Origin of the sequence: Niallia circulans (assembly GCF_007273535.1) — a bacterium.
Classification (GTDB): Bacteria; Bacillota; Bacilli; order Bacillales; family Cytobacillaceae; genus Niallia; species Niallia circulans_B.
Window position 1 is genome coordinate 2,439,660 of the sequence record NZ_RIBP01000004.1, and the last position, 21,980, is coordinate 2,461,639.

The window sequence follows — 21,980 nt, forward strand, 5'->3', positions numbered from 1 at the left end:
ATTACTATTAAATTGCAAACAAGAAGGCGTGGTACTGCAGTGATAAATATAGGAGATACTTTAATTTTAGAACCGGCTCATAGTGAGACTCCAGAACAATATAAATGCCGTTTAGTCGAAAGAAATGACAACGAAATTTTTATAGATTATCCTATTCATTCCAAAACAAAAAAAGCCGTATTCCTGCTTAATGGCACACAGCTGAAGGTTAGCTTTGTAACTAGCCATGGAACAGTTTATATGTTTTATTCAGAAATCATCGGCAGAGAAAAGCAAGGGAATATTCCGATGTTGCTTTTGCATTATCCTCCAAGTGACCAATTGGTTAAAATCCAAAGGAGGGAGTATGTAAGGGTAGAAACGAATGTGGATGTTGCGATTACTTCCAGTGATAAGGAACTAACACCGTTTGCTACCATAACAACAGACATTAGTGCAGGTGGTGCAGCAATCCTCGTACCAAAGAATTCTAATATGAAAGCAGAAACAATGGTTGAGCCATACTTTGTTTTACCGATGCAAAATGGCGAATATTACTATCCAAAAGTACAAGCACAAGTCAAAAGTATTTTCAAACATAATGAAACACATAATAAGGCACCGCTTGAGTTTCTTGACGTAAGTCCTGCTGATAGACAACTGTTTTTGCGCTTTTGTTTTGATCGTCAACTGTCATTCCGTAAGAAAGGCCTGGAATTCTGAATAAACGGATCATCATATTCCGATACTATGGTAAAAGCAAATAGAATTGGAGAGTATCGGAATATGAAGCGCATTGAACGGTTATTGATTAAGCTAATTGCCATCCAACTGTTTTTTTTGCTAGCTGGACAAATACTTATATCAACAAACATACTACCTGGAATGCAAACTCTTGCTGAATATGAAGGTGTGACTGAGTCGAATTATACCTCTATATTGGAAACAATTGGAATAGAGCAGAAGTGATGCATGAAAAACCTTTCGATCTGGGATTTGAAAGGTTTTTTTTTAATCATATGAATTCACAAAAAAATAGTATGGATTTTAATAGGTTTAATCAACAAATAAAAACATAAAATATGATAAAATAAACTTGCGAATAAAAATTTGTTCTAAGTAAATTCAATACTTAACGTTGAATACGAAGAATGGATAAGGTTTTTAGGAGGAAATATGGATAAGAAAATCAGCATTGCAATAGATGGACCGGCAGCAGCCGGAAAAAGCACTGTAGCAAAAATTGTGGCAGAACAGCTCGGTTATATATATATCGATACAGGGGCGATGTACAGAGCGCTAACCCTTAAGGCTATAAACAATGAGATTAGCTTAGAGGATGAGGCAGCATTGGTAGATATGCTTTCAAGTACATCCATTGAGCTGTTTCCTGGCGAAACAGGGCAAAAAATCTTCTTGGACAGTGTGGATGTCACAGAAGATATTCGCAGAAGCAATGTAACTAACTCGGTGTCTATTGCTGCTAAGCATAAAGAAGTGCGTGAAGAGATGGTTCGCAGACAACAAGGGTTTGCAATTGGCGGTGGCGTGGTAATGGATGGTAGAGACATTGGAACACATGTTATACCTACAGCAGAAGTGAAGGTATTCTTGCTTGCTTCTGTCGAAGAGAGAGCTGTTAGACGCCACAATGAGAACTTAAATAAAGGCTTTGAATCAGATTTAGAGCAATTAAAATCAGAAATAGCTGCAAGAGATAAGCTGGATTCAGAACGTGAAGTTGCTCCGCTTAAAAAAGCAGATGATGCCATTGAGATTGACACTACTTCTTTGTCCATCGAGGATGTTGTAGGTAAAATCATGGGATTAACAGAGGACAAAATCACTAGCTGATGTCCTCTGATTAGCTGATAAAGCACGCTAGTGTTTCTTACTTGACAAATAATCACATTTATAAGAAGTTAGATAGAAGAAATAAATTTTTATTATTCTATTAATTTTTTATGAAAGCTATATGGGATAAGCAACCTGCTGCATAAAATTCCAATAGAAAAGTTGAAGGAGGAGTACATATGTCTGAAGAATTAAATGATATTGTCGTTCATAATTACACAGTTGGAGACCGAGTTTCCGGTAAGGTAACAAAGGTCGAAGAGAAGCAAGTTATTGTCGCGATTACTGACAGCAAACTGGATGGAATCATTCCAATCAGCGAATTATCAAGCCTTCATATTGAAAAGGCTGAAGATGTTGTATCAGAAGGTGAAAAGCTTGACCTTCAAGTAATTAAAGTGGAAGAGGATGCTCTCGTTCTGTCCAAAAGAAAAGTGGATGCGGAAAAGGCTTGGGAAAGCTTGGAAGAGAGATTTAATTCTGGCGAAATCTTTGATGCAGAAGTAAAGGATGTCGTTAAAGGCGGTCTTGTTGTTGATTTAGGCGTACGCGGTTTTGTTCCTGCTTCACTTGTGGAAGCTCATTATGTAGAAGATTTTTCTGACTACAAAGGCAAAACCATCTCCTTTAAAATTGTCGAACTGGAAAAGGATAAAAATCGTTTGATTCTTTCTCATAAGGCTGTTGTGGAAGAGGAAAAGAGCAAACAAAAACAAAATGTGCTTGAATCGTTGCAGGAAGGGCAAACACTTCAAGGTGTTGTTCAAAGAATAACTGATTTTGGTGCGTTTGTTGATTTAGGCGGAATTGACGGGCTGGTTCACATCTCTCAACTTTCACATGAGCATATCACCAAACCTTCTGACGTTGTTCAGGAAGGGCAAGAAGTGAATGTAAAAATCTTGAGTGTTGACCGTAATAATGATCGCATTTCCTTGTCTATAAAGGATACTTTGCCGGGACCGTGGGCAAATATTGCTGATAAAGCCGAAAAAGGCAGTGTTTTGGAAGGAACAGTTAAACGCATTGTGTCTTATGGAGCGTTTGTTGAAGTGTTCCCAGGTGTGGAAGGACTTGTTCATATTTCACAAATTGCTCATAAACATATCGGAACACCGCATGAAGTTCTTAAAGAAGGTCAAACTGTTCAAGTTAAAGTACTTGATGTAAATGAAGACGAACAACGTCTTTCATTAAATATCAAAGACTTGACTGAAAAAGAGGAAGAAAATGAAGTATATGAGCTTCCAGAAGAATCAAAAGGCTTCCAATTGGGAGATATGATTGGCGAGCAATTGAGAAAATTAAAGCAACAATAATAGTATAGAGCTGTCTTAAAAAGAGCGGTCCCTTCTCACAACGGAGAAGGAACTGCTCTTTTTTTATGGAAACTTATTCACTGTATTTATTATCGTTTAATGCGCGGCCTTCAGCAGGGCTTTGCAAGCTTGTCGCCCCATTATAATGGATTGCCTGATCTCTGTCAGATTCTACACGATGACTTTTCTTCAACTTTTTTTCTTGTCGATCTTTACCCACTTAAACACACCCCCTAACAATAGAATGATATATAGTAGGACACTTTATACAGACAATTTCCTTGTGATTTTACTTGCCTGCTTTTTTCTTAGTTTAAAGTACATATTAAATTGACATAATGGAAAAAGTAGGAGTGTGAACAGATGATGGAAGGTAATTTGTTTTATTGGTTCGCGTGGATGCTTTGGGTAATATCAACCTTTATGATGGACAAGGATAATAGGAATAGGGTATTTTACGCATCCATTTTATTAATTGCAATGATTTTATATCCTTATCATTTTTTTATTGGCGGCATGGATTTATCGGTCTTGTTGTTAATCCAATTAGTAGCAGCATTAATATTTGCATCAAGACTGAAATTATCTCAGCAGCTCTTTACCGTGTTAACTTCGTTTATGACAATGCTTGCATATGTTTCTTTCCAGCTATTGAGCATTCTTGATCCAGTATGGCTGGTTGCTGACAAAAGTTTGCTGTTGGCTGCAACGCTTGTCCTATTAGCTCTTTTATTACATAAGTCTGTATTCTGCCAAGTCGTGATGGTTGTTTTAGGAAGTTCATTTGGTGAAGTAGTGTATGGCGGGTTGCTGCATTATTATTCTATGGATGTGGGATTCGGGACACCTGCCTATTTTGACAGTTTGCTTATAGGAATCAGCAGTTTGGTTGTGCTTCATATGACAAAAGTCGTTCTTGCAAGATGGGAACAGCATATTTATTTACTTGAAAAGGAGAAGCAAAAACTATGATGACTACATTTACATATCCGATCATGTTCGGACTTGTGATCGGAACTGCCCTCCGTATGTTTATGCTTCGAACAGATTACCGACAGTATCCAACATATTTGCATGGGAAGATAATCCATATTGCTCTGGGGTTTATCGCGGCTGGTCTTGGTACAGTCGCCATTCCTTCAATATTAGACAAGGATTTCACTGCAGTGACCTTCTTAACTGTCGCAGCATCACAATTCCGCGATGTTCGCAACATGGAGCGGAACACACTAACAGAACTAGATAGCTATGAAATGGTGCCACGGGGAAAGACATATATTGAAGGAATTGCGATTGCCTTTGAAAGCAGAAACTATCTTGTTATGTTCGCGAGCCTGCTTAGCACCTTTGGATATATTACTTTTCACATCTGGGGAGGAATAGTCGCTGCCATTATCTCCTTTTTTATCAGCCGGAAGCTGATGTCAGGTGGAAAGCTTCGTGACATTGTGACAGTCGATTATGTTGAGCCGAGATTCGATGGAGCAGGTCTTTATGTTGATAATATTTATATCATGAATATCGGGATACCAGCACGGCAGGAGGAAGTATTGAAATATGGTATGGGCTTTATCCTAACACCAAAGAATTTCAATGCGCGAACAACAATTGCTAATCTAGGGCAACGACAGGCAATTTTGTATGATGTCTCAACAGCTTTAGGAGTGTACAGGGATTCTGGAACACCTGCTTTGGTGCCTTTGGCAAAAAGGGACTTAGAGGATGGAAGGGTTGCTGTGTTTATTTTGCCGCAAAACAACCAAAAGGAAAAAGCGCTTGAAATAATTGGCGCTGTCCCTACCCTTGAAAATGCCATCCGTATGCCGAGCAAAAGGCTGCGACGGGAGGAAGAAGCACAGTGACAATTGAAAAGTATATATTAGCAGCTATTACAACAAAACCGGACAAAGTAGCACCAGGAACTGGCGTCTTTTATTGCAGTGATGTGAATGAAATGGAAGCAGTTGCGACAAACCTGGAGGCGATACTTGACGGAATTGCCCATAAAATTAGTGAGGACGTTTTTATTATCGTCAAGCATTGACTTATCAGGGTATTAGGAAAACCATGAACAGGCCATCTCCCTAACAATAAACAAATTTCTAGCTCTTGCCTGTACAAGGCCACTCTGTTAAGATATATTAGTTAGGGGACTGCCTCAAAAAAAAGGTAATCCCCTAATTGTTTTTAGTTAGTTTAAAAAAGGTGGCAAATAATCAATATTTATTGGCTTATGATAGACACAAGGCTTGGAATAACAAATATACATAGTATTTTGTGAGCATAAAGCAAAAAAGACTATTTTGAAGTATGGAAGGGTGTAAGTAAGAATGGCGAAACCTGTAATAGCAATAGTAGGAAGGCCTAACGTAGGTAAGTCTACTATTTTTAATAGAATTGTTGGAGAAAGAATCTCCATTGTAGAAGATATTCCTGGTGTAACAAGAGATAGAATATACAGCTCAGCAGACTGGCTTAATCACGATTTCAATCTTATCGATACTGGCGGAATTGACATTGGTGATGAGCCGTTTCTTGATCAAATCAGAGCACAGGCAGAGATTGCAATCGACGAAGCAGATGTTATTATTTTCATCACAAATGGCCGTGAGGGAGTAACAGCTGCTGATGAAGAGGTTGCAAAAATCCTATATCGAGCAAAAAAACCTGTTGTTCTTGCGGTTAACAAAATTGATAATCCAGAGATGCGTGAGCAAATTTATGATTTCTACTCATTAGGATTTGGCGAGCCAATGCCAATTTCAGGATCACACGGCTTAGGTCTTGGCGACCTTCTGGATGAAGCAGCTAATCATTTCCCGAAAGGAAATGGACAAGAATACGATGATGATGTTATTAAGTTCTCCCTTATCGGACGCCCGAATGTTGGGAAATCCTCACTAGTTAACGCAATGCTTGGAGAAGACAGGGTAATTGTCAGCAATATTGCTGGGACAACAAGGGACGCGATTGACTCTCAAGTAACTGTAAATGGCGAAAAGTATGTAATCATTGATACTGCCGGAATGAGAAAAAAAGGGAAAGTGTACGAAAGCACAGAGAAATACAGTGTGCTGCGTGCATTGAGAGCGATTGAAAGATCAGACGTTGTTTTAGTTGTTATTGATGGAGAAGAAGGCATTATCGAGCAAGACAAAAAAATCGCAGGCTATGCACATGAAGCTGGCAGAGCTGTCATTATTGTCGTTAATAAATGGGATGCTGTCGAAAAAGACGAAAAGACAATGAAAACATTTGAACAAAATATTAGAGAGCATTTCCTATTTTTGGATTATGCACCGATTGTTTTCTTGTCTGCTAAGACGAAAAAACGTATTCATACATTGATTCCAATGATAAATGTTGCGAGTCAAAACCATACATTAAGGGTAGAGACAAGTGTATTAAATGATGTTGTCATGGATGCTGTTGCAATGAATCCGACACCAACTGATAAAGGAAAACGTTTGAAAATATACTACACGACTCAAGTTGCAGTCGGACCGCCAACATTTGTTGTGTTTGTTAATGATCCTGAGCTAATGCATTTCTCTTATGAGCGTTTCTTACAGAATCGTATACGAGATGCTTTTGGTTTTGAAGGAACACCAATAAGAATTTTTGCGCGTGAAAGAAAATAATAGAGGTGGATCTAATGGGTAATCAAACAAAAGTCGCAATGATCGGAGCTGGAAGCTGGGGAACAGCACTTGCACTTGTACTTGCTGACAATGGACATACTGTGCATCTTTGGGGGAAAAACGAGCAGGATATTGCAGAAATAAATAAAAACCATATTAACAAAAAATATCTTCCGGAAATTAAGCTTTCAGAAAACATCATTGGATTTACATCCATGCAGGAAGCATTACAGGATGTCCAATTTATCGTCATGTCTGTTCCGACAAAAGCGATGCGTGAAGTAATGCAGCAAATGATTCCTTATTTGGATGAGCCGAAAACATTTATTCATGTTAGTAAAGGGATTGAACCAGGCACTCTTCTTCGTATATCTGAAATTATGGAAGAAGAAATACCGGAACAACTTTTGAAAAGTATTGTCGTGTTGTCAGGGCCGAGCCATGCAGAAGAAGTGAGCTTGCGTCATTTAACAACAGTTACCGTTTCTTCGAAAAATATGGAAGAAGCAGAAAAGGTTCAAGATTTATTCATTAATTCTAAATTTAGAGTTTACACAAATCCAGATATTATCGGAGTTGAAATTGGCGGAGCGTTAAAAAATATCATCGCTGTTTGTGCCGGTATTACAGATGGATTAGGATTCGGAGATAATGCAAAAGCGGCTCTTATCACAAGAGGACTTGCTGAAATGGCAAGATTAGGAACGAAGATGGGAGCTAATCCTTTGACGTTCTCAGGCTTAACTGGGATTGGTGATTTAATTGTGACATGTACAAGCGTCCATTCACGCAACTGGAGAGCCGGAAATCTGCTTGGAAAAGGTTGCCCGCTAGAAGAAGTCCTTGAGAACATGGGAATGGTCGTAGAGGGGATTAGAACGACGAAAGCAGGACATCAGCTTTCTGTTAAATACGGCATTGAGATGCCGATAACAAATGCCTTATACGATGTGCTTTTTAATGGGAAGAACGCGAAGGATGTCGTTGAAGGTTTAATGACAAGAGACAAAACGCATGAGATGGAAGATCTTGTGAATATTCTTGCTTCCCAGTATACGGAATAACCACCACATCTTCTAAAATTTAGGTGTTTGTTTTCAGAAATTGTTATATTACTGGGCATTTTCATGATGCGAAATATATATTTATGCATACAATGCCTTGAAGCAACCTGGTGGAATGAACAGGTGATGGGCTATATAGTCATTAAATCAAAGTAAAGGTTCCCCTGCTTTTACTTTGATTTTTTTTTGAGAAGAAATATTGGCTATTTAACTGATGTATACAAACGAAATAAAATAATATTTTTAAAAATTGTCATAACCCTTTTTTTCATGTGTATACATGATTTAGAAGGGTTATTTTTTTGGCGTGAATAAAACCTTAAAGGAAAACATCACTAGTAGCTTTTCTTTTAAGGTTTGCGATAAAGTCCGCTATTTTCCTGTGTTTGTGCTAGTTAAGAGAATGGTTTCAAAGGGGATTTGGCTGTTGATTTACAAGTTGCCTAGCAAAAAAAAGGGGGAATTTTTAAAAGTAGTCATAATGAGATAGGACAACATCATAAATATATAATGTCTACAAGTTATTATATGGATTTTTGTTAATCTCTACACTAGGGAGAGTTCAGGAGGGGATCATTTGGAAAAGGTTAATATTTTTAAGGATATTGCCGAAAGAACTGGCGGTGATATTTACTTAGGTGTAGTAGGTGCTGTTCGTACAGGCAAGTCTACTTTCATAAAGAAATTTATGGAATTGGTTGTAATTCCTAATATGGATAATGAAGGAGATCGTGCAAGGACGAAGGATGAGTTACCTCAAAGCGCTGCAGGCAAAACAATCATGACGACTGAGCCAAAATTTGTTCCAAATCAGGCTGCATCCGTTACTGTAGACGAAGGTTTGGATGTAAATATCCGATTAGTTGATTGTGTCGGCTATACAGTTCCAGGTGCACAAGGGTATGAGGATGAAAATGGACCTCGAATGATTAATACTCCATGGTATGAAGAGCCGATTCCATTTCATGAGGCGGCTGAAATTGGTACAAGAAAGGTTATTCAAGAGCACAGCACAATCGGTGTCGTCATAACTACAGACGGGACGATTGGGGATATTCCAAGAAGCAATTACTTAGAAGCAGAAAATAGGGTTATTGAAGAGCTGAAAGAGGTTGGTAAGCCTTTTATTATGATTATCAATAGTGCTCAGCCTTTTCATCCAAACACAGAAAAACTTCGAAATGAGCTGACAGAAAAATATGATATTCCAGTCATTGCCATGAGCGTTGAAAGCATGAGAGAGTCAGACGTTCTTAATGTAATGAGAGAAGCATTGTTTGAGTTTCCGGTATTGGAAGTTAACGTAAACTTGCCGAGCTGGGTTATGGTTCTTAGAGAAAATCACTGGCTTCGTGACAATTATCAAGAGGCAGTTAAGGAAACAGTTAAAGATATTAAGAGACTGCGAGATGTGGATCGAGTTGTTCAGCAATTCAGTGATTTTGAATTTATCGATAAGGCGGGTCTTGCTGGAATCGAGATGGGGCAAGGTGTGGCGGAAATTGATTTATTCGCGCCAGATGAATTGTATGATGAAATTCTCAAGGAAATTGTTGGGGTAGAAATCAGAGGGAAAGACCATCTGCTTGAGCTAATGCAGGATTTTGCCCACGCAAAAACGGAATATGATCAAATTTCAGATGCGTTGAAAATGGTGAAACAAACAGGCTACGGTATCGCAGCACCATCCCTTGTTGATATGAGCCTAGATGAGCCGGAAATCATTCGCCAAGGCTCCAGATTTGGTGTAAGACTTAAGGCTGTAGCGCCATCTATCCACATGATAAAAGTAGATGTAGAAAGTGAATTTGCACCAATTATCGGTTCTGAAAAACAGAGTGAGGAACTTGTCAGATACTTGATGCAGGATTTTGAGGATGATCCACTATCAATATGGAATTCAGATATATTCGGAAGAAGTCTTAGCTCCATTGTAAGAGAAGGGATTCAGGCAAAGCTTTCTCTTATGCCAGAAAATGCTCGTTACAAATTGAAAGAAACGCTAGAGCGCATTATCAATGAAGGCTCTGGAGGACTTATCGCTATCATTTTGTAGGAAACTCTCTATTGGGAGTTTCTTTTTTTTTTATCTTAAAATGATTAGCGATGCAATCTAAGCTGATTTACGTAGGGAGCCATTGTTACAAGCTTTTAAACGTCTGTAAAATTGTGGGTTCCTTATTACACTTTCATATCAATTAATGAAAAGATTGCTATCATTATATAAAATTTCTTGATAAGCTCAAACGATTATGATAATCTTTTAAAGGAATCAGCGTCATTACAGCGATTAAAGCATTATGATGTTTATTATGAATGCTTGTCATGTTAGAAGTAGCATCATTTTTTAAATAATGATGTGAACGAGGAGAAAATATTCTTAATGACGTATAAAATTCCGATAAATTGTTTACAAATAATGATATGAAACGATTTTTTAGGATTTATTTGAAACATTTGGGAGGAGGTGAAAGGCATGAACAAGACAGAATTGATTAACGCGGTTGCAGAAGCAAGCGAATTATCAAAAAAAGACGCTACTAAAGCAGTTGATGCTGTTTTTGATACAATCTTGAATGCTTTAAAAGATGGTGATAAAGTACAACTTATCGGTTTTGGTAACTTTGAGGTTCGTGAGCGTGCAGCTCGTAAAGGACGCAACCCTCAAACTGGTGAAGAAATCGAAATTGCAGCAAGCAAAGTTCCTGCTTTTAAACCAGGTAAAGCACTTAAAGACGCAGTGAAGTAATCTACATACATTGCATATTATTTCTCTAAAAACCGCGAATTACTCGCGGTTTTTTTGCTTTTTTTAGCAGGCTGGCAATCATTAAAGGGCATTATGATAGGATTTACATAAAGGCACTGGATGTAAATGGATGTTAAAAGAATTAGCAGCCATTCGTGGTGTTCATTGTTTTTATATGCTAATATGGTTAAAGGAAATTGGATTGATAGCTTTAGGAGGAAAAAAAGAATGTCGAATGTTGATTTGGCCAAGATAGAAGATGCGGTAAAACAAATTTTGGAAGCAATAGGGGAAGATCCTGAAAGAGAAGGGTTGCTGGATACCCCGAAAAGAGTTGCCAAAATGTATAGTGACATATTCTCAGGGTTAAATGAGGATCCGAGAGAATACTTCCATACGATTTTCGGTGAAGAACATGAGGAGCTAGTGCTTGTAAAAGACATTCCGCTGTACAGCATGTGTGAACACCATCTCGTTCCGTTTTATGGAGTGGCTCATGTAGCATATATTCCTAGAAACGGTAAAGTAACGGGCTTGAGCAAATTAGCAAGAGCAGTCGAAGCTGTCGCAAAACGTCCCCAGCTTCAAGAACGCATTACATCAACTGTTGCTGATGCCATTATAGAAATGCTTGACCCTCATGGCGTTATGGTTGTCATTGAAGCAGAGCATATGTGTATGACAATGCGAGGAGTAAACAAGCCTGGTGCGAAGACGGTAACTACTGCGGTGCGCGGAAGTTACGCGGAAAATGCAGAGGCGCGCGCAGAAGTGCTTGCTTTAATAAAATAAGACATGCCTCTATAGGCCTTTTTAAGTGGTCTTGTCAGGTGTTTATGCTATAATAATCTAGACTTTATACAAATATAATGACGTTTTGTGTTGAAAAAGATACAAAGAGAAATTTTTGGGGAACAAGGGTGATATTATGATGTTATTTCAAGAAATGGTGGAAATGGTGCGGGAAGAGGTTTTGCAAAAGATTGCTCATCCTTATCTTTTTAAGCATATAGACAACCCGGTAATAGATGAAGACAAGCTTTTGTTAACCGTATTTCTGTTAAAGCAGGCTGACTTAAACGACAGTCAGGTCATCACATATGCCACAACGAAGATGCTTATTCAAATTGCCCTTGATACCCATGAACTTGTAACAAATGACAGCGTTCATAAAGGAATAGAAAAGAACAGGCAGTTGACAATATTGGCAGGTGATTTTTACAGTGGCCAGTATTACAAGCTGTTGGCAGACCTGGAAGATTATGAAATGATAAAAGTATTCGCTGAAGCGATTAAAGAAGTGAATGAGAATAAGATGATCATTTATCAGCAGGCGTTTGCTGGCCTTTCTGAAATGAGAGAAGCAATCGTAGCCGTGGAATTTTCCATCCTGGAAAAATTGATTGACCGTTTCCGTTTGGATAACTGGAAAAACTTTGCGCTGTCATTTCTATTTCTGAACAGAATGCTGCAAGACAGGAATACATATAATTTGACTGGTAATTCATTTTTATTCAGTATGCTGACTAAGCATAGTGAAGAGCTTGCTCGTCTTGCAGAGGAAAATAAATATCTCCTGTTCGAGCCGTTTATTCAAGGAGCATCTGACATGCTCACAGCAGCACTAACGAGCTCTAAAAATGTCGAGGACAGCATTACAGCAAGGACAACAGCAATATTGGATAAAATTAAACAACAAATGTATGTGGAAGAAGGGTAAGAGGCAATGCGGGAGCACCAATCAAAAGAAGAAAAAGTGCACCATGTATTCGAAAAAATATATGGCAATTATGACAAGATGAATACGGTAATCAGCTTTCAACAGCATAAAATTTGGCGCAAAGACACAATGAAAAAGATGAATGTCCTAAAAGGTGCTAAAGCGTTGGACGTTTGCTGTGGTACTGCAGACTGGACAATCAGTCTTGCAGATGCTGTTGGGCCGACTGGTGAAGTCAAAGGGCTTGATTTCAGTGAAAATATGCTGAGCATTGGTAAAGAAAAAACGAAAGGCTACAGCAATATTGAGCTGATTCATGGCAATGCGATGGAACTTCCGTTTCCAGATAACAGCTTTGACTTTGTGACAATCGGGTTCGGTTTGCGAAATGTACCAGACTATTTACAGGTACTTAAGGAAATGAAAAGAGTAGTGAAACCAGGAGGCAAGGTTGTCTGTCTCGAAACATCACAGCCTACTATGCCTGTTTTTAAACAAGGCTATTACTTATATTTTCGCTTCATCATGCCGATGTTTGGAAAGCTTTTTGCCAAAAGCTTTAAGGAATACTCATGGCTGCAGGAATCGGCTCGGGATTTTCCGGGTATGAAGGAACTTGCTTCTCTTTTTGAAAAAGCAGGCTTATCAAATGTGACGTTTAAACCATACAGCGGTGGTGTAGCTGCTGTGCATATTGGCTTTAAAGAAAAATAATGTCTGTATCTATTTTTATGCAGCAGTTAAAGACGGGTGAAGTTTAGTGAAATTAAAAATGATGTATTCATTTTTGAATTCGGATTTGGAGATAATCGAAAAAACACTTGAAGAAACAGTGAACGCCAACACTTCCATTTTAAGAGATTCGTCACTTCATCTTCTCAAGGCAGGCGGGAAGCGGATTAGGCCAATTTTTGTCCTGCTTGCAGGCCAAATTGGCCATTATGATATCCATGTCATTAAAAAAGCAGCTGTCGCTTTAGAGCTCATTCACATGGCTTCTTTAGTACATGACGATGTTATTGATGACTCAGACCTGCGCAGAGGTCAGCCGACGATTAAAGCAAAATGGGATAATAAAGTTGCCATGTATACAGGCGACTATATCTTTGCTAAATCACTTGAGATTATGAGCGAACTAAAGAAGCCTGCTGCACATAAGGTGCTTGCTGATACAATAGTAGAGGTTTGCATTGGAGAAATTCAGCAGATTAAGGACAAATATTACTTTGAACAGAATGTCAGGGATTATTTCCGCCGTATAAAAAGAAAAACGGCCCTCCTCATTTCAGCTAGTTCTTTAGTAGGCGCAATTGCTTCCGATGTGGAAGAAAAGCACCAGAAAAAACTACATAAATTTGGCTATTACGTTGGGATGTCCTATCAAATTATTGATGATGTTCTTGATTTTGTTGGTACAGAAGAAGAGCTTGGAAAACCTGCCGGCGGTGACTTACTGCAAGGCAATATCACCTTGCCTGTTCTGTATGCGATGGAAAATGAAAGTATTCGTAAAAGGGTGTCCACCGTTCACGAAGACATGAACCGGGCAGATCTTTTAGAAATTATCGAGCTGATAAAGAGTACAGATGCTATTGACCGTTCGATGAAAATAAGTAATGCTTACCTGCAAAAAGCATTGGATGCAATTGCAGACCTACCAAAGGGAAGAAGTAAAACAGCACTTATTAATATTGCGAAATACTTAGGTAAAAGAAAGTTCTAAGTTATGCTTTGCAAAGTACTCTTATGTATGATATCGTTTTCATAAATACTTGTTTTTCTTTTTACATTCATACATAGGAGTGAATCAAATGGAGAAGACGTTTTTGATGGTCAAACCGGATGGAGTGCAAAGGAATTTAATCGGCAAGATTGTGGAGCGCTTTGAAAGTAAAGGATTCCAGCTTGTTGGTGCAAAATTAATGGTCGTATCTCAAGACCTTGCCAAGCAGCATTACCAAGAGCATGTGGACAAGCCATTTTTTATGGAGCTCGTTGATTTTATTACATCAGGACCAGTTTTCGCAATGGTATGGTCAGGTGAAGATGTAGTAACAAAGGCGAGGGCCATGATGGGCAAAACGAATCCGTTGGATGCAGCCCCTGGCACCATTCGAGGAGACTTTGGTGTTGTAATGAGAAAAAACGTCATTCATGGCTCTGATAGTGTGGATAGCGCTGCTAGAGAAATCGGTTTATTCTTTAATGAAGAAGAATTAGTAGAATATAATAAGTTAAGCAATACATGGGTCTATTAATCCAGTAATAACTGTCCTTTAAGGCGAAAAGCTTCACAGTAACTTTTGTGAAGCTAGCTTTAAAGGACAGTTTTTTTCATTTCTAACAAGTATGAATGTGGGCACAATCCAAATAATAGGAATACACGTAATAGACGATATTTGCCTTTTAAGAATAAACACAGCTAAATTATTACCCCATTTTCAATAAATATCGTTTATACTAATAAAAAGAAAATTAATAGCAGCAGGATGCGAGGTTTAACTATGGAAAAAGACTACCAAGAGTTCATCAAAAATTTTCATCAAGTATCAGGCATCGATTTATCTTTATATAAGGAAGCACAAATGAAAAGACGGTTGACTTCCCTTTATGAAAAAAGAGGATATCGTTCCTTTAAGGAATACGCACTGGCAATCGGCAAAAACAAGGAGCTACTTGAGGAATTGCTGGACCGCATGACGATTAATGTGTCAGAATTTTACCGTAATTTCAGAAGATGGGAAGTGCTTGAGAATAAAATATTGCCAAACCTCATGAAAACCAGTGCTAATTTAAAGGTTTGGAGTGCTGCTTGTTCAACAGGTGAGGAGCCTTATACGCTTTCCATGATTCTGTCAAACCATCTGCGTCCGTCCAACTTTCAGATAAAAGCAACTGATCTCGACATAAATGCTATTGAAAGAGCAAAGGTAGGTCTTTATGTGGAGCGCTCATTAAATGAGGTGCCAGCTGCACAAAAGCAAAAGCATTTTAGTCAGTCGGGAAGCATGTTTAAAATTAGTGATGAAATAAAAAAGCCTGTTACCTTTAAGCAGCAGAATTTATTGGCAGATCCATTCCAAGGGCCTTTTGATTTAATAGTCTGCCGCAATGTAATGATATATTTTACAGAAGAAGCAAAGGATATTTTATATCAAAAATTTGCGAATGCTTTAAGACCTGGCGGAATATTTTTTGTTGGCAGTACCGAGCAAATTTTTAATCCGGGCAAATACGGATTAGAAACAGAAGATACTTTTTTCTATAAAAAGATGTAAAATTTAAGTTTTTTATAGCTTTCAAGGATTTTTTACTATTCATATTCGCAAACGTATGATATATTGAAACATATTTCCTTTAAAGCGTTGAAGGGAGAAAGGATTTTGATATGAGATATTTAACTTCAGGGGAATCACATGGTCCAAAACTAATTACAATTATAGAAGGTCTGCCAGCAGGTATGCCATTAACTGCAGAGGACATTAACGGACAGCTAGCAAGAAGACAAAAAGGGCATGGCCGAGGCAGAAGAATGCAGATTGAAACAGATACTGCCGAAATCGGTGGCGGAATTCGACACGGCCAGACACTTGGCTCACCAGTGTCGCTTATTGTGGAAAATAACGACTGGAAGCACTGGACAAAAGTCATGGGTCAAGGACCGATTGATGAAGAGGAATCAAGTGAAATTAAACGGAAGATTTCCCGTCCAAGACCTGGTCATGCTGACTTGAACGGTGCAATTAAGTATGGACACCGCGATATGCGCAACGTATTAGAAAGATCTTCAGCAAGAGAAACAACAGTTAGGGTTGCCGCAGGTGCTGCAGCAAAGAAATTATTGTCACTATTAGGAATCAAGATTGCTTCACATGTTTTAGAAATAGGCGGAGTGAAAGCAGACATACAAGAATATCCTTCCATTGATAGAATCATGGAATTAACGGAGCAATCTCCTGTTAGATGCTTAGATCCTGTTGCAGAGAAGAAAATGATGCAAGCTATTGATGATGCGAAGACAAATGGAGATTCTATCGGCGGAATTGTTGAGGTTATAGCAGAAGGCATGCCTGTCGGCGTTGGCAGTTATGTTCATTATGACCGAAAGCTTGATGCGAAGCTTGCAGGTGCAATTATGAGTATTAATGCATTCAAAGGAGTCGAAATTGGTATTGGATTTGAAGCGGCAAGCAAGCCTGGAAGCGAAGTACATGATGAAATCATTTGGGACAGCGATCATGGCTACACGCGCAAAACGAATCGTTTAGGCGGCTTTGAAGGCGGAATGACGACAGGTATGCCTGTTATTGTTAAGGGTGTTATGAAGCCAATTCCGACGCTTTACAAGCCATTAAACAGTGTTGATATCGAAACAAAGGAACCTTTTGCAGCAAGTATCGAGCGCTCTGACAGCTGTGCTGTTCCTGCTGCAGCTGTTGTTGCAGAAAGTGCTGTTGCATGGGAATTGGCATGTGCAATCGTTGATCAGTTTTATTCTGACCGTTTTGAAGGCTTGCTTGAAAATGTCGAGAAGCATCGTCAATATGCGAGGGAATTTTAATGAAGACAGTTCAAGTTGATGCAGGTTCTAAATCGTATCCTGTTTTTATCGGCGATAACACAGTCACACAAGTAAATGGATTTCTTCAAGCCCATCTACCTGAATGCACAAAGGTGCTTATTATAACAGACGAGACAGTTGCAACGCTCCATTTACAAGCACTGGAACGGGAGATAACAGGGTATCCTGTTGTTTCCCATATCGTTCCTGCTGGAGAACACGCCAAAACATTTGATGTATTCTACAGCTGCCACAGCTTTGCACTGGAAGAAAAGCTGGACAGAAAATCACTTATCATCGCTTTAGGCGGAGGGGCTGTCGGTGACCTTGCCGGTTTTGTTGCATCATCCTTTATGCGCGGTATTCCGTTTATCCAGGTGCCAACAACCATTCTAGCACATGATAGTGCAGTTGGCGGAAAAGTTGCGATTAACCATCCGCTCGGCAAAAACATGATTGGTGCTTTTTATCAGCCAGAGGCTGTTTTTTACGAGACACGTTTTCTTAAAACATTGCCAACGCTTGAGCTTCGAAGTGGATTTGGTGAAGTAATAAAGCATGCCTTGATAAGTGATACAGGCTTTTATGAAACATTGCTTAATGAAATTGATGCGCTAGAAAAAGTATCAGAAAAGACATGGGCAGTGCTATTGGAAAAGGGGATTCTTGTTAAAAGTAATATTGTTGCCAAGGATGAAAAGGAAGCAAATGTCCGTGCATTTCTTAACTTTGGCCATACACTTGGCCATGCGATAGAAGCGGAAATGGGCTATGGAAATATGTCACACGGTGAAGCCGTTGTCATCGGCATGTTGTTTGCATTGCGCTTAAGCAAAAAGAAGCTTCAGCTTGATTTCTCCATCAACACTTTTGAAGCTTGGCTGCAATCATTGGACTATGAGACAAAGGTTCCAGCACATTTAAAGGTAGATGCCCTGATAGATAGAATGAAGCAGGATAAGAAATCAGTTAGTGGAACAATCCACTTTGTTCTGCTTGATGCCATTGGTAATCCGGTTATCGTTAAAATGGATGAACAAGAATTAATCGAAGAACTACATATTTTTAAGGGAGAATAGAGCATGATTAGAGGAGTACGGGGAGCAATCACGGTTGAAGTAGATGAAGAAACGGTGATTTTGGCTGCAGCAGAGAGGCTTGTAAAGGAAATGATAGAAAAGAACGCAATCATAGCGGGCGATGTTGCTTCTGTATTCGTTTCTGTGACAGACGACTTGACTTCTGCCTTTCCTGCCAAAGTGATTCGCCTTCAAGAGGGATGGACTTATGTTCCTGTCATGTGCATGAAGGAAATTGATGTGCCGAATTCATTGCAAAAATGCATCCGCATTATGATACATGTTAATACGAATACGGCTCAAAAGGATATTAACCATATATATTTAGAAAGAGCAATCCAATTAAGACCAGATCTTAAGCAAGAGAATTAATACATTATAGAGGTGAATGTTGATGAAATGGAAAGAGCAGTTATTAGGGCTTCATGCATATCAGCCTGGTAGAACGATTGATGAAGTGAAACGTGAATTTAATTTAGAAAAAATTGTTAAGCTTGCTTCGAATGAAAATCCTTTCGGCAGCTCACCACATGTTACAGAGGAACTAAAAAAAGTAGATGGTTCTTTTGCTTTATATCCAGATGGCTATGCAACAAATTTGCGTCATGCACTAGCTGAGTTCCTTCAAGTGTCTCCAAGTGAGCTCGTGTTAGGAAATGGATCGGATGATCTTATTCTGATGATTTCAAGGGCATTGTTGGCTCCTGGTAGAAACACAGTTATGGCAAGCCATACGTTTGGTCAATACAAGCATAATGCGATTGTAGATGGTGCAGAAGTAAGAGAAGTTCCATTAACTGAAAAGGGTGAACATAATCTCCCTGCAATGCTTGAAGTAATGGATGAAAATACAAGTGTTGTTTGGGTATGCAGTCCTAATAATCCCACTGGAACTTATAATTCAGAGTCGTCATTAGTCGAATTTTTGAAACAGGTGCCACAAGATGTGCTTGTCGTTTTAGATGAGGCTTACTATGAATATGTAGTAGCAGAAGATTACTATGATGCATTAGAGCTAGTTAAACAGTTCCATAACTTAATTGTGTTAAGAACATTCTCGAAAATCTATGGCCTTGCAGCGTTCCGTGTTGGATATGGAGTTGCTTCAGAAAGCTTAATCCAAACACTAGAACCAATTCGTGAGCCTTTTAATGTAAATACTTTAGGGCAAATTGCGACACAAGCAGCAATTTCTGATCAGGACTTTGTGACAAGCTGTTCCATTAAAAACCGCGAAGGGCTCACTCAGCTGTATACCTTCTGTGAGGAACACGGGTTAACATATTTTCCTTCCCAAACAAATTTCATTTTAATTGACTTTAAAGTGGATGGAAATGAAGTATTTCAATATTTAATGAAACATGGATATATCGTGCGGTCTGGTGTGCCACTTGGTTTCCCGACATCTGTGCGCATAACTATTGGGTCAAAGGAAGAAAACGAAGGTCTGCTTGAGGTGCTTGCCAAGTTCTTGCAAGAGAAAGCAGCAGCCATTTAATTTAAGCGAAAAGAGAAGGCGGTGATAAAGTGAATGGTCGCGTCTTCGTTATCGGATTGGGACTTATTGGAGGATCATTAGCACTATCCATAAAAAACAATCATCCAGATTGTACGATTATTGGCTTTGATATAGCCGAAAAAAATAATAAGCTGGGTAAAATGCTTGGTGTCATTGATGATTGTGTAGATTCACTGGAGGATGGGGCAAGAGAGGCTGATTTAATCATCATCGCAACACCAGTCAGACAAGCGGAAATGATGATTGAACAATTGGCGCAAATGCCATTGAAAAACGATGTTCTTGTGACTGATGTTGGAAGCACAAAAGGAAAAGTCGTCGAAAAATCACGTCTTCTTCAAGAAAAAGGCATCACCTTTATCGGAGGACATCCAATGGCGGGCTCACACAAAAGCGGTGTGTCTGCCTCTAAAGCACTTTTGTTTGAAAATGCCTTTTATTTGCTGACACCAGAGGAAACTGTTGATAAGGCATCTGTGCAACTATTGATAAACTGGTTATCTGGAACAAGAGCGAAGTTTTTAGTAGTATCGCCTGAAGAACATGATTTGTTGACAGGGGTTATCAGTCATTTGCCACATATTGTCGCAGCATCTCTTGTCCACCAAGCAGATGATGTCGCAAAATCAAACGAGCTTGTAACAAGGCTTGCAGCAGGTGGTTTTAGAGATATAACGAGAATTGCGTCAAGCAGTCCAGCAATGTGGCGTGACATATTATTGCATAATAAAACAGTTCTTCTTGAGCTTCTCGACAAGTGGACAAATGAAATGGAGAAGGTCAAATCACTGATCAAGACAGAAGAGGCTGATGAGATATTTGATTATTTTCAAGTGGCGAAAAATGTCAGAGATGAGCTTCCCCAAAATCAAAAAGGTGCAATTCCGGCATTTTACGATTTATATGTAGATGTGCCTGACTATCCTGGGATTATATCAGAGGTTACAGGATTTCTGGCAAAGGAAAAAATAAGTATTACCAATATCCGAATCATTGAAACAAGAGAAGAGATATATGGTGTGCTTGTAATCAGCTTTCAGACGGAAGAGGATCGGAAAAGAGCGCAAGCTTGTATTGCTGCGTATTCCACTTACGAAACCTCAATCGGATAAAGACTTGGATGGATTAGGTGATAAAAATGGATCGAAAACAGTTGAAGCGAGCATCAGGACCATTGGCAGGGGAAATTGCAATACCGGGCGATAAATCTATTTCCCACCGCTCTGTCATGTTTGGCGCAATTGCAGAGGGTAAAACGACAGTTACTAACTTCTTAATGGGAGAGGATTGCTTAAGTACAATTTCCTGCTTCCAAAAGCTCGGCGTCAGCATTCAGCACGACAATGAGAAGGTTATTATTGAAGGTAAAGGGCTTGATGGACTGCAAGAATCACTGGAATTGCTGGATGTCGGCAATTCAGGCACAACCATCAGACTTATGTCAGGAATTCTTGCAGGCAGAGATTTTCACAGCACGTTAGCAGGTGACAGCTCTATTGCTAAAAGACCGATGACAAGAGTTGTAGGTCCTTTAAGAGAGATGGGTGCTAAAATCGATGGAAGAAGCAATGGTGAATTTACACCTATTTCTATTCGAGGGAATAAGCTAAAGGCAATCTCTTATAAGCTTCCTGTTGCAAGTGCACAGGTGAAGTCTTCTATTTTATTTGCAGGACTGCAGGCAGAAGGAACAACAACTGTAATAGAGCCGGTATCAACGAGAGATCATACGGAAAGAATGATCAAAAGATTCGGCGGCAATATTAATGTTGATGGAAAAAATATTCATATTACAGGCGGTCAAAGCTTAACAGCGGCTGATATTCATGTGCCTGGAGACATTTCGTCAGCGGCATTCTTCCTTGTGGCAGCAAGCATTGTTCCAAATAGCTCTGTAATATTAAAGAATGTCGGCCTAAATCCGACAAGAACTGGTATTATGGATGTGCTCACGAATATGGGTGCAAATGTATCCATTTTGGATTTGAATGATGAGTTTGAGCCGACAGGTGATATTCGCATTGAGGCATCTAATTTAAAAGGCACAACAATTGATGGGGAAATCATCCCACGATTGATCGATGAAATTCCGGTTATTGCACTGCTGGCAACACAAGCAGAAGGAACGACCATTATTAAAGATGCAGAGGAATTAAAAGTGAAGGAAACGAATCGTATTGATACGGTTGTTAATGAATTACAAAAGCTAGGCGCAAATATTGAAGCAACTGAGGATGGCATGATTATTCATGGTGGTGCGCCACTTAAAGGTGCTGTAGTCGACAGCCATGGAGACCATCGCATCGGCATGATGCTTGCAGTTGCATCATTAGTCACAGATGGAGCTGTTATTCTTGAAAATGCGGAAGCTATTGCGGTTTCATATCCTTCCTTCTTTGAACACATGGACAGTTTGACAAAACAATAACCAGTACCAATACTCTTACGTGCAAGTAAACCCCATTTTCGAATGGGGTTTATTGCGTATTAAGCAG

24 protein-coding genes are annotated in these 21,980 nt (G+C 39.2%); 23 read left to right on the forward strand and 1 reads right to left on the reverse strand.

Annotated features, from left to right (window positions below; all coding sequences use genetic code 11):
- Positions 1-39 precede the first annotated feature (39 nt).
- From CEQ21_RS19985 to rpsA, 4 genes are all read left to right on the forward strand, one after another.
- On the forward strand, positions 40-702 hold the full coding sequence (locus CEQ21_RS19985; protein WP_185766013.1) for a flagellar brake protein: 663 nt from the start codon (positions 40-42) through the stop codon (positions 700-702).
- A gap of 63 nt (positions 703-765) precedes the next feature.
- Positions 766-948 carry a DUF5359 family protein gene (locus tag CEQ21_RS19990; RefSeq protein ID WP_185766014.1) on the forward strand — a complete coding sequence of 61 codons (183 nt, stop codon included), beginning with the start codon at positions 766-768 and terminating at the stop codon, positions 946-948.
- 207 nt (positions 949-1,155) lie between these two features.
- Complete coding sequence (gene cmk, locus CEQ21_RS19995; RefSeq protein WP_185766015.1) at positions 1,156-1,833, forward strand: (d)CMP kinase; 678 nt, start codon at positions 1,156-1,158, stop codon at positions 1,831-1,833.
- A 179-nt stretch (positions 1,834-2,012) separates the two neighbouring features.
- Positions 2,013-3,152, forward strand: coding sequence for a 30S ribosomal protein S1 (gene rpsA / locus CEQ21_RS20000; RefSeq protein ID WP_185766016.1), 1,140 nt, complete (start codon positions 2,013-2,015; stop codon positions 3,150-3,152).
- A 73-nt stretch (positions 3,153-3,225) separates the two neighbouring features.
- Here the strand turns inward: rpsA and CEQ21_RS20005 are convergent, their stop codons facing one another.
- Positions 3,226-3,372, reverse strand: a complete 147-nt coding sequence (locus tag CEQ21_RS20005; RefSeq protein WP_185766017.1) for a YpzI family protein — start codon at positions 3,370-3,372, stop codon at positions 3,226-3,228.
- Between the two features lie 143 nt (positions 3,373-3,515).
- Here CEQ21_RS20005 and CEQ21_RS20010 point away from each other — a divergent pair, with 143 nt between their 5' ends.
- From CEQ21_RS20010 to aroA, 19 genes are all read left to right on the forward strand, one after another.
- Positions 3,516-4,124 carry a YphA family membrane protein gene (locus tag CEQ21_RS20010; RefSeq protein WP_185766018.1) on the forward strand — a complete coding sequence of 203 codons (609 nt, stop codon included), beginning with the start codon at positions 3,516-3,518 and terminating at the stop codon, positions 4,122-4,124.
- Positions 4,124-5,014 (forward strand): YIEGIA family protein, encoded by an 891-nt coding sequence (locus tag CEQ21_RS20015; RefSeq protein ID WP_185767348.1) that lies wholly within the window; start codon positions 4,124-4,126, stop codon positions 5,012-5,014. Before CEQ21_RS20010 ends, CEQ21_RS20015 begins: the two co-directional genes overlap by 1 nt.
- Positions 5,011-5,196 (forward strand): capping complex subunit for YIEGIA, encoded by a 186-nt coding sequence (locus tag CEQ21_RS20020; RefSeq protein WP_127737606.1) that lies wholly within the window; start codon positions 5,011-5,013, stop codon positions 5,194-5,196. Before CEQ21_RS20015 ends, CEQ21_RS20020 begins: the two co-directional genes overlap by 4 nt.
- Before the next feature lie 286 nt (positions 5,197-5,482).
- A complete protein-coding gene (gene der, locus CEQ21_RS20025) occupies positions 5,483-6,793 on the forward strand; it encodes a ribosome biogenesis GTPase Der (protein WP_127737607.1) in 1,311 nt (436 codons plus the stop codon).
- Between the two features lie 14 nt (positions 6,794-6,807).
- On the forward strand, positions 6,808-7,857 hold the full coding sequence (locus CEQ21_RS20030) for an NAD(P)H-dependent glycerol-3-phosphate dehydrogenase (protein WP_185766019.1): 1,050 nt from the start codon (positions 6,808-6,810) through the stop codon (positions 7,855-7,857).
- Positions 7,858-8,434: 577 nt separating this feature from the next.
- On the forward strand, positions 8,435-9,913 hold the full coding sequence (spoIVA, locus tag CEQ21_RS20035; protein ID WP_185766020.1) for a stage IV sporulation protein A: 1,479 nt from the start codon (positions 8,435-8,437) through the stop codon (positions 9,911-9,913).
- Positions 9,914-10,333: 420 nt separating this feature from the next.
- Entirely contained in the window at positions 10,334-10,606 is a 273-nt protein-coding gene (locus CEQ21_RS20040) for an HU family DNA-binding protein (protein WP_016203034.1), read from the forward strand.
- A 228-nt stretch (positions 10,607-10,834) separates the two neighbouring features.
- Entirely contained in the window at positions 10,835-11,398 is a 564-nt protein-coding gene (gene folE, locus CEQ21_RS20045; RefSeq protein ID WP_185766021.1) for a GTP cyclohydrolase I FolE, read from the forward strand.
- A 136-nt stretch (positions 11,399-11,534) separates the two neighbouring features.
- Positions 11,535-12,326 (forward strand): heptaprenyl diphosphate synthase component 1, encoded by a 792-nt coding sequence (locus CEQ21_RS20050; RefSeq protein WP_185766022.1) that lies wholly within the window; start codon positions 11,535-11,537, stop codon positions 12,324-12,326.
- A gap of 6 nt (positions 12,327-12,332) precedes the next feature.
- On the forward strand, positions 12,333-13,040 hold the full coding sequence (locus tag CEQ21_RS20055) for a demethylmenaquinone methyltransferase (RefSeq protein ID WP_185766023.1): 708 nt from the start codon (positions 12,333-12,335) through the stop codon (positions 13,038-13,040).
- Between the two features lie 46 nt (positions 13,041-13,086).
- On the forward strand, positions 13,087-14,049 hold the full coding sequence (gene hepT, locus CEQ21_RS20060; protein WP_185766024.1) for a heptaprenyl diphosphate synthase component II: 963 nt from the start codon (positions 13,087-13,089) through the stop codon (positions 14,047-14,049).
- Positions 14,050-14,137: 88 nt separating this feature from the next.
- Positions 14,138-14,584 (forward strand): nucleoside-diphosphate kinase, encoded by a 447-nt coding sequence (gene ndk / locus CEQ21_RS20065; protein ID WP_185766025.1) that lies wholly within the window; start codon positions 14,138-14,140, stop codon positions 14,582-14,584.
- 246 nt (positions 14,585-14,830) lie between these two features.
- Entirely contained in the window at positions 14,831-15,604 is a 774-nt protein-coding gene (locus CEQ21_RS20070) for a CheR family methyltransferase (RefSeq protein WP_185766026.1), read from the forward strand.
- Positions 15,605-15,714: 110 nt separating this feature from the next.
- The gene (aroC, locus tag CEQ21_RS20075) at positions 15,715-16,887 is read left to right on the forward strand and encodes a chorismate synthase (protein WP_185766027.1); all 1,173 of its coding nucleotides are present in this window, start codon (positions 15,715-15,717) and stop codon (positions 16,885-16,887) included.
- Entirely contained in the window at positions 16,887-17,966 is a 1,080-nt protein-coding gene (gene aroB, locus CEQ21_RS20080) for a 3-dehydroquinate synthase (RefSeq protein WP_185766028.1), read from the forward strand. The genes aroC and aroB overlap by 1 nt, the downstream gene beginning before the upstream one ends.
- Positions 17,967-17,969: 3 nt before the next feature.
- The gene (aroH, locus tag CEQ21_RS20085) at positions 17,970-18,338 is read left to right on the forward strand and encodes a chorismate mutase (RefSeq protein ID WP_185766029.1); all 369 of its coding nucleotides are present in this window, start codon (positions 17,970-17,972) and stop codon (positions 18,336-18,338) included.
- Between the two features lie 22 nt (positions 18,339-18,360).
- Positions 18,361-19,464, forward strand: coding sequence for a histidinol-phosphate transaminase (gene hisC / locus CEQ21_RS20090; protein WP_185766030.1), 1,104 nt, complete (start codon positions 18,361-18,363; stop codon positions 19,462-19,464).
- A gap of 29 nt (positions 19,465-19,493) precedes the next feature.
- Complete coding sequence (locus CEQ21_RS20095) at positions 19,494-20,597, forward strand: prephenate dehydrogenase (protein WP_185766031.1); 1,104 nt, start codon at positions 19,494-19,496, stop codon at positions 20,595-20,597.
- Positions 20,598-20,623: 26 nt separating this feature from the next.
- Positions 20,624-21,913 (forward strand): 3-phosphoshikimate 1-carboxyvinyltransferase, encoded by a 1,290-nt coding sequence (gene aroA / locus CEQ21_RS20100; protein WP_185766032.1) that lies wholly within the window; start codon positions 20,624-20,626, stop codon positions 21,911-21,913.
- Positions 21,914-21,980 lie beyond the last annotated feature (67 nt).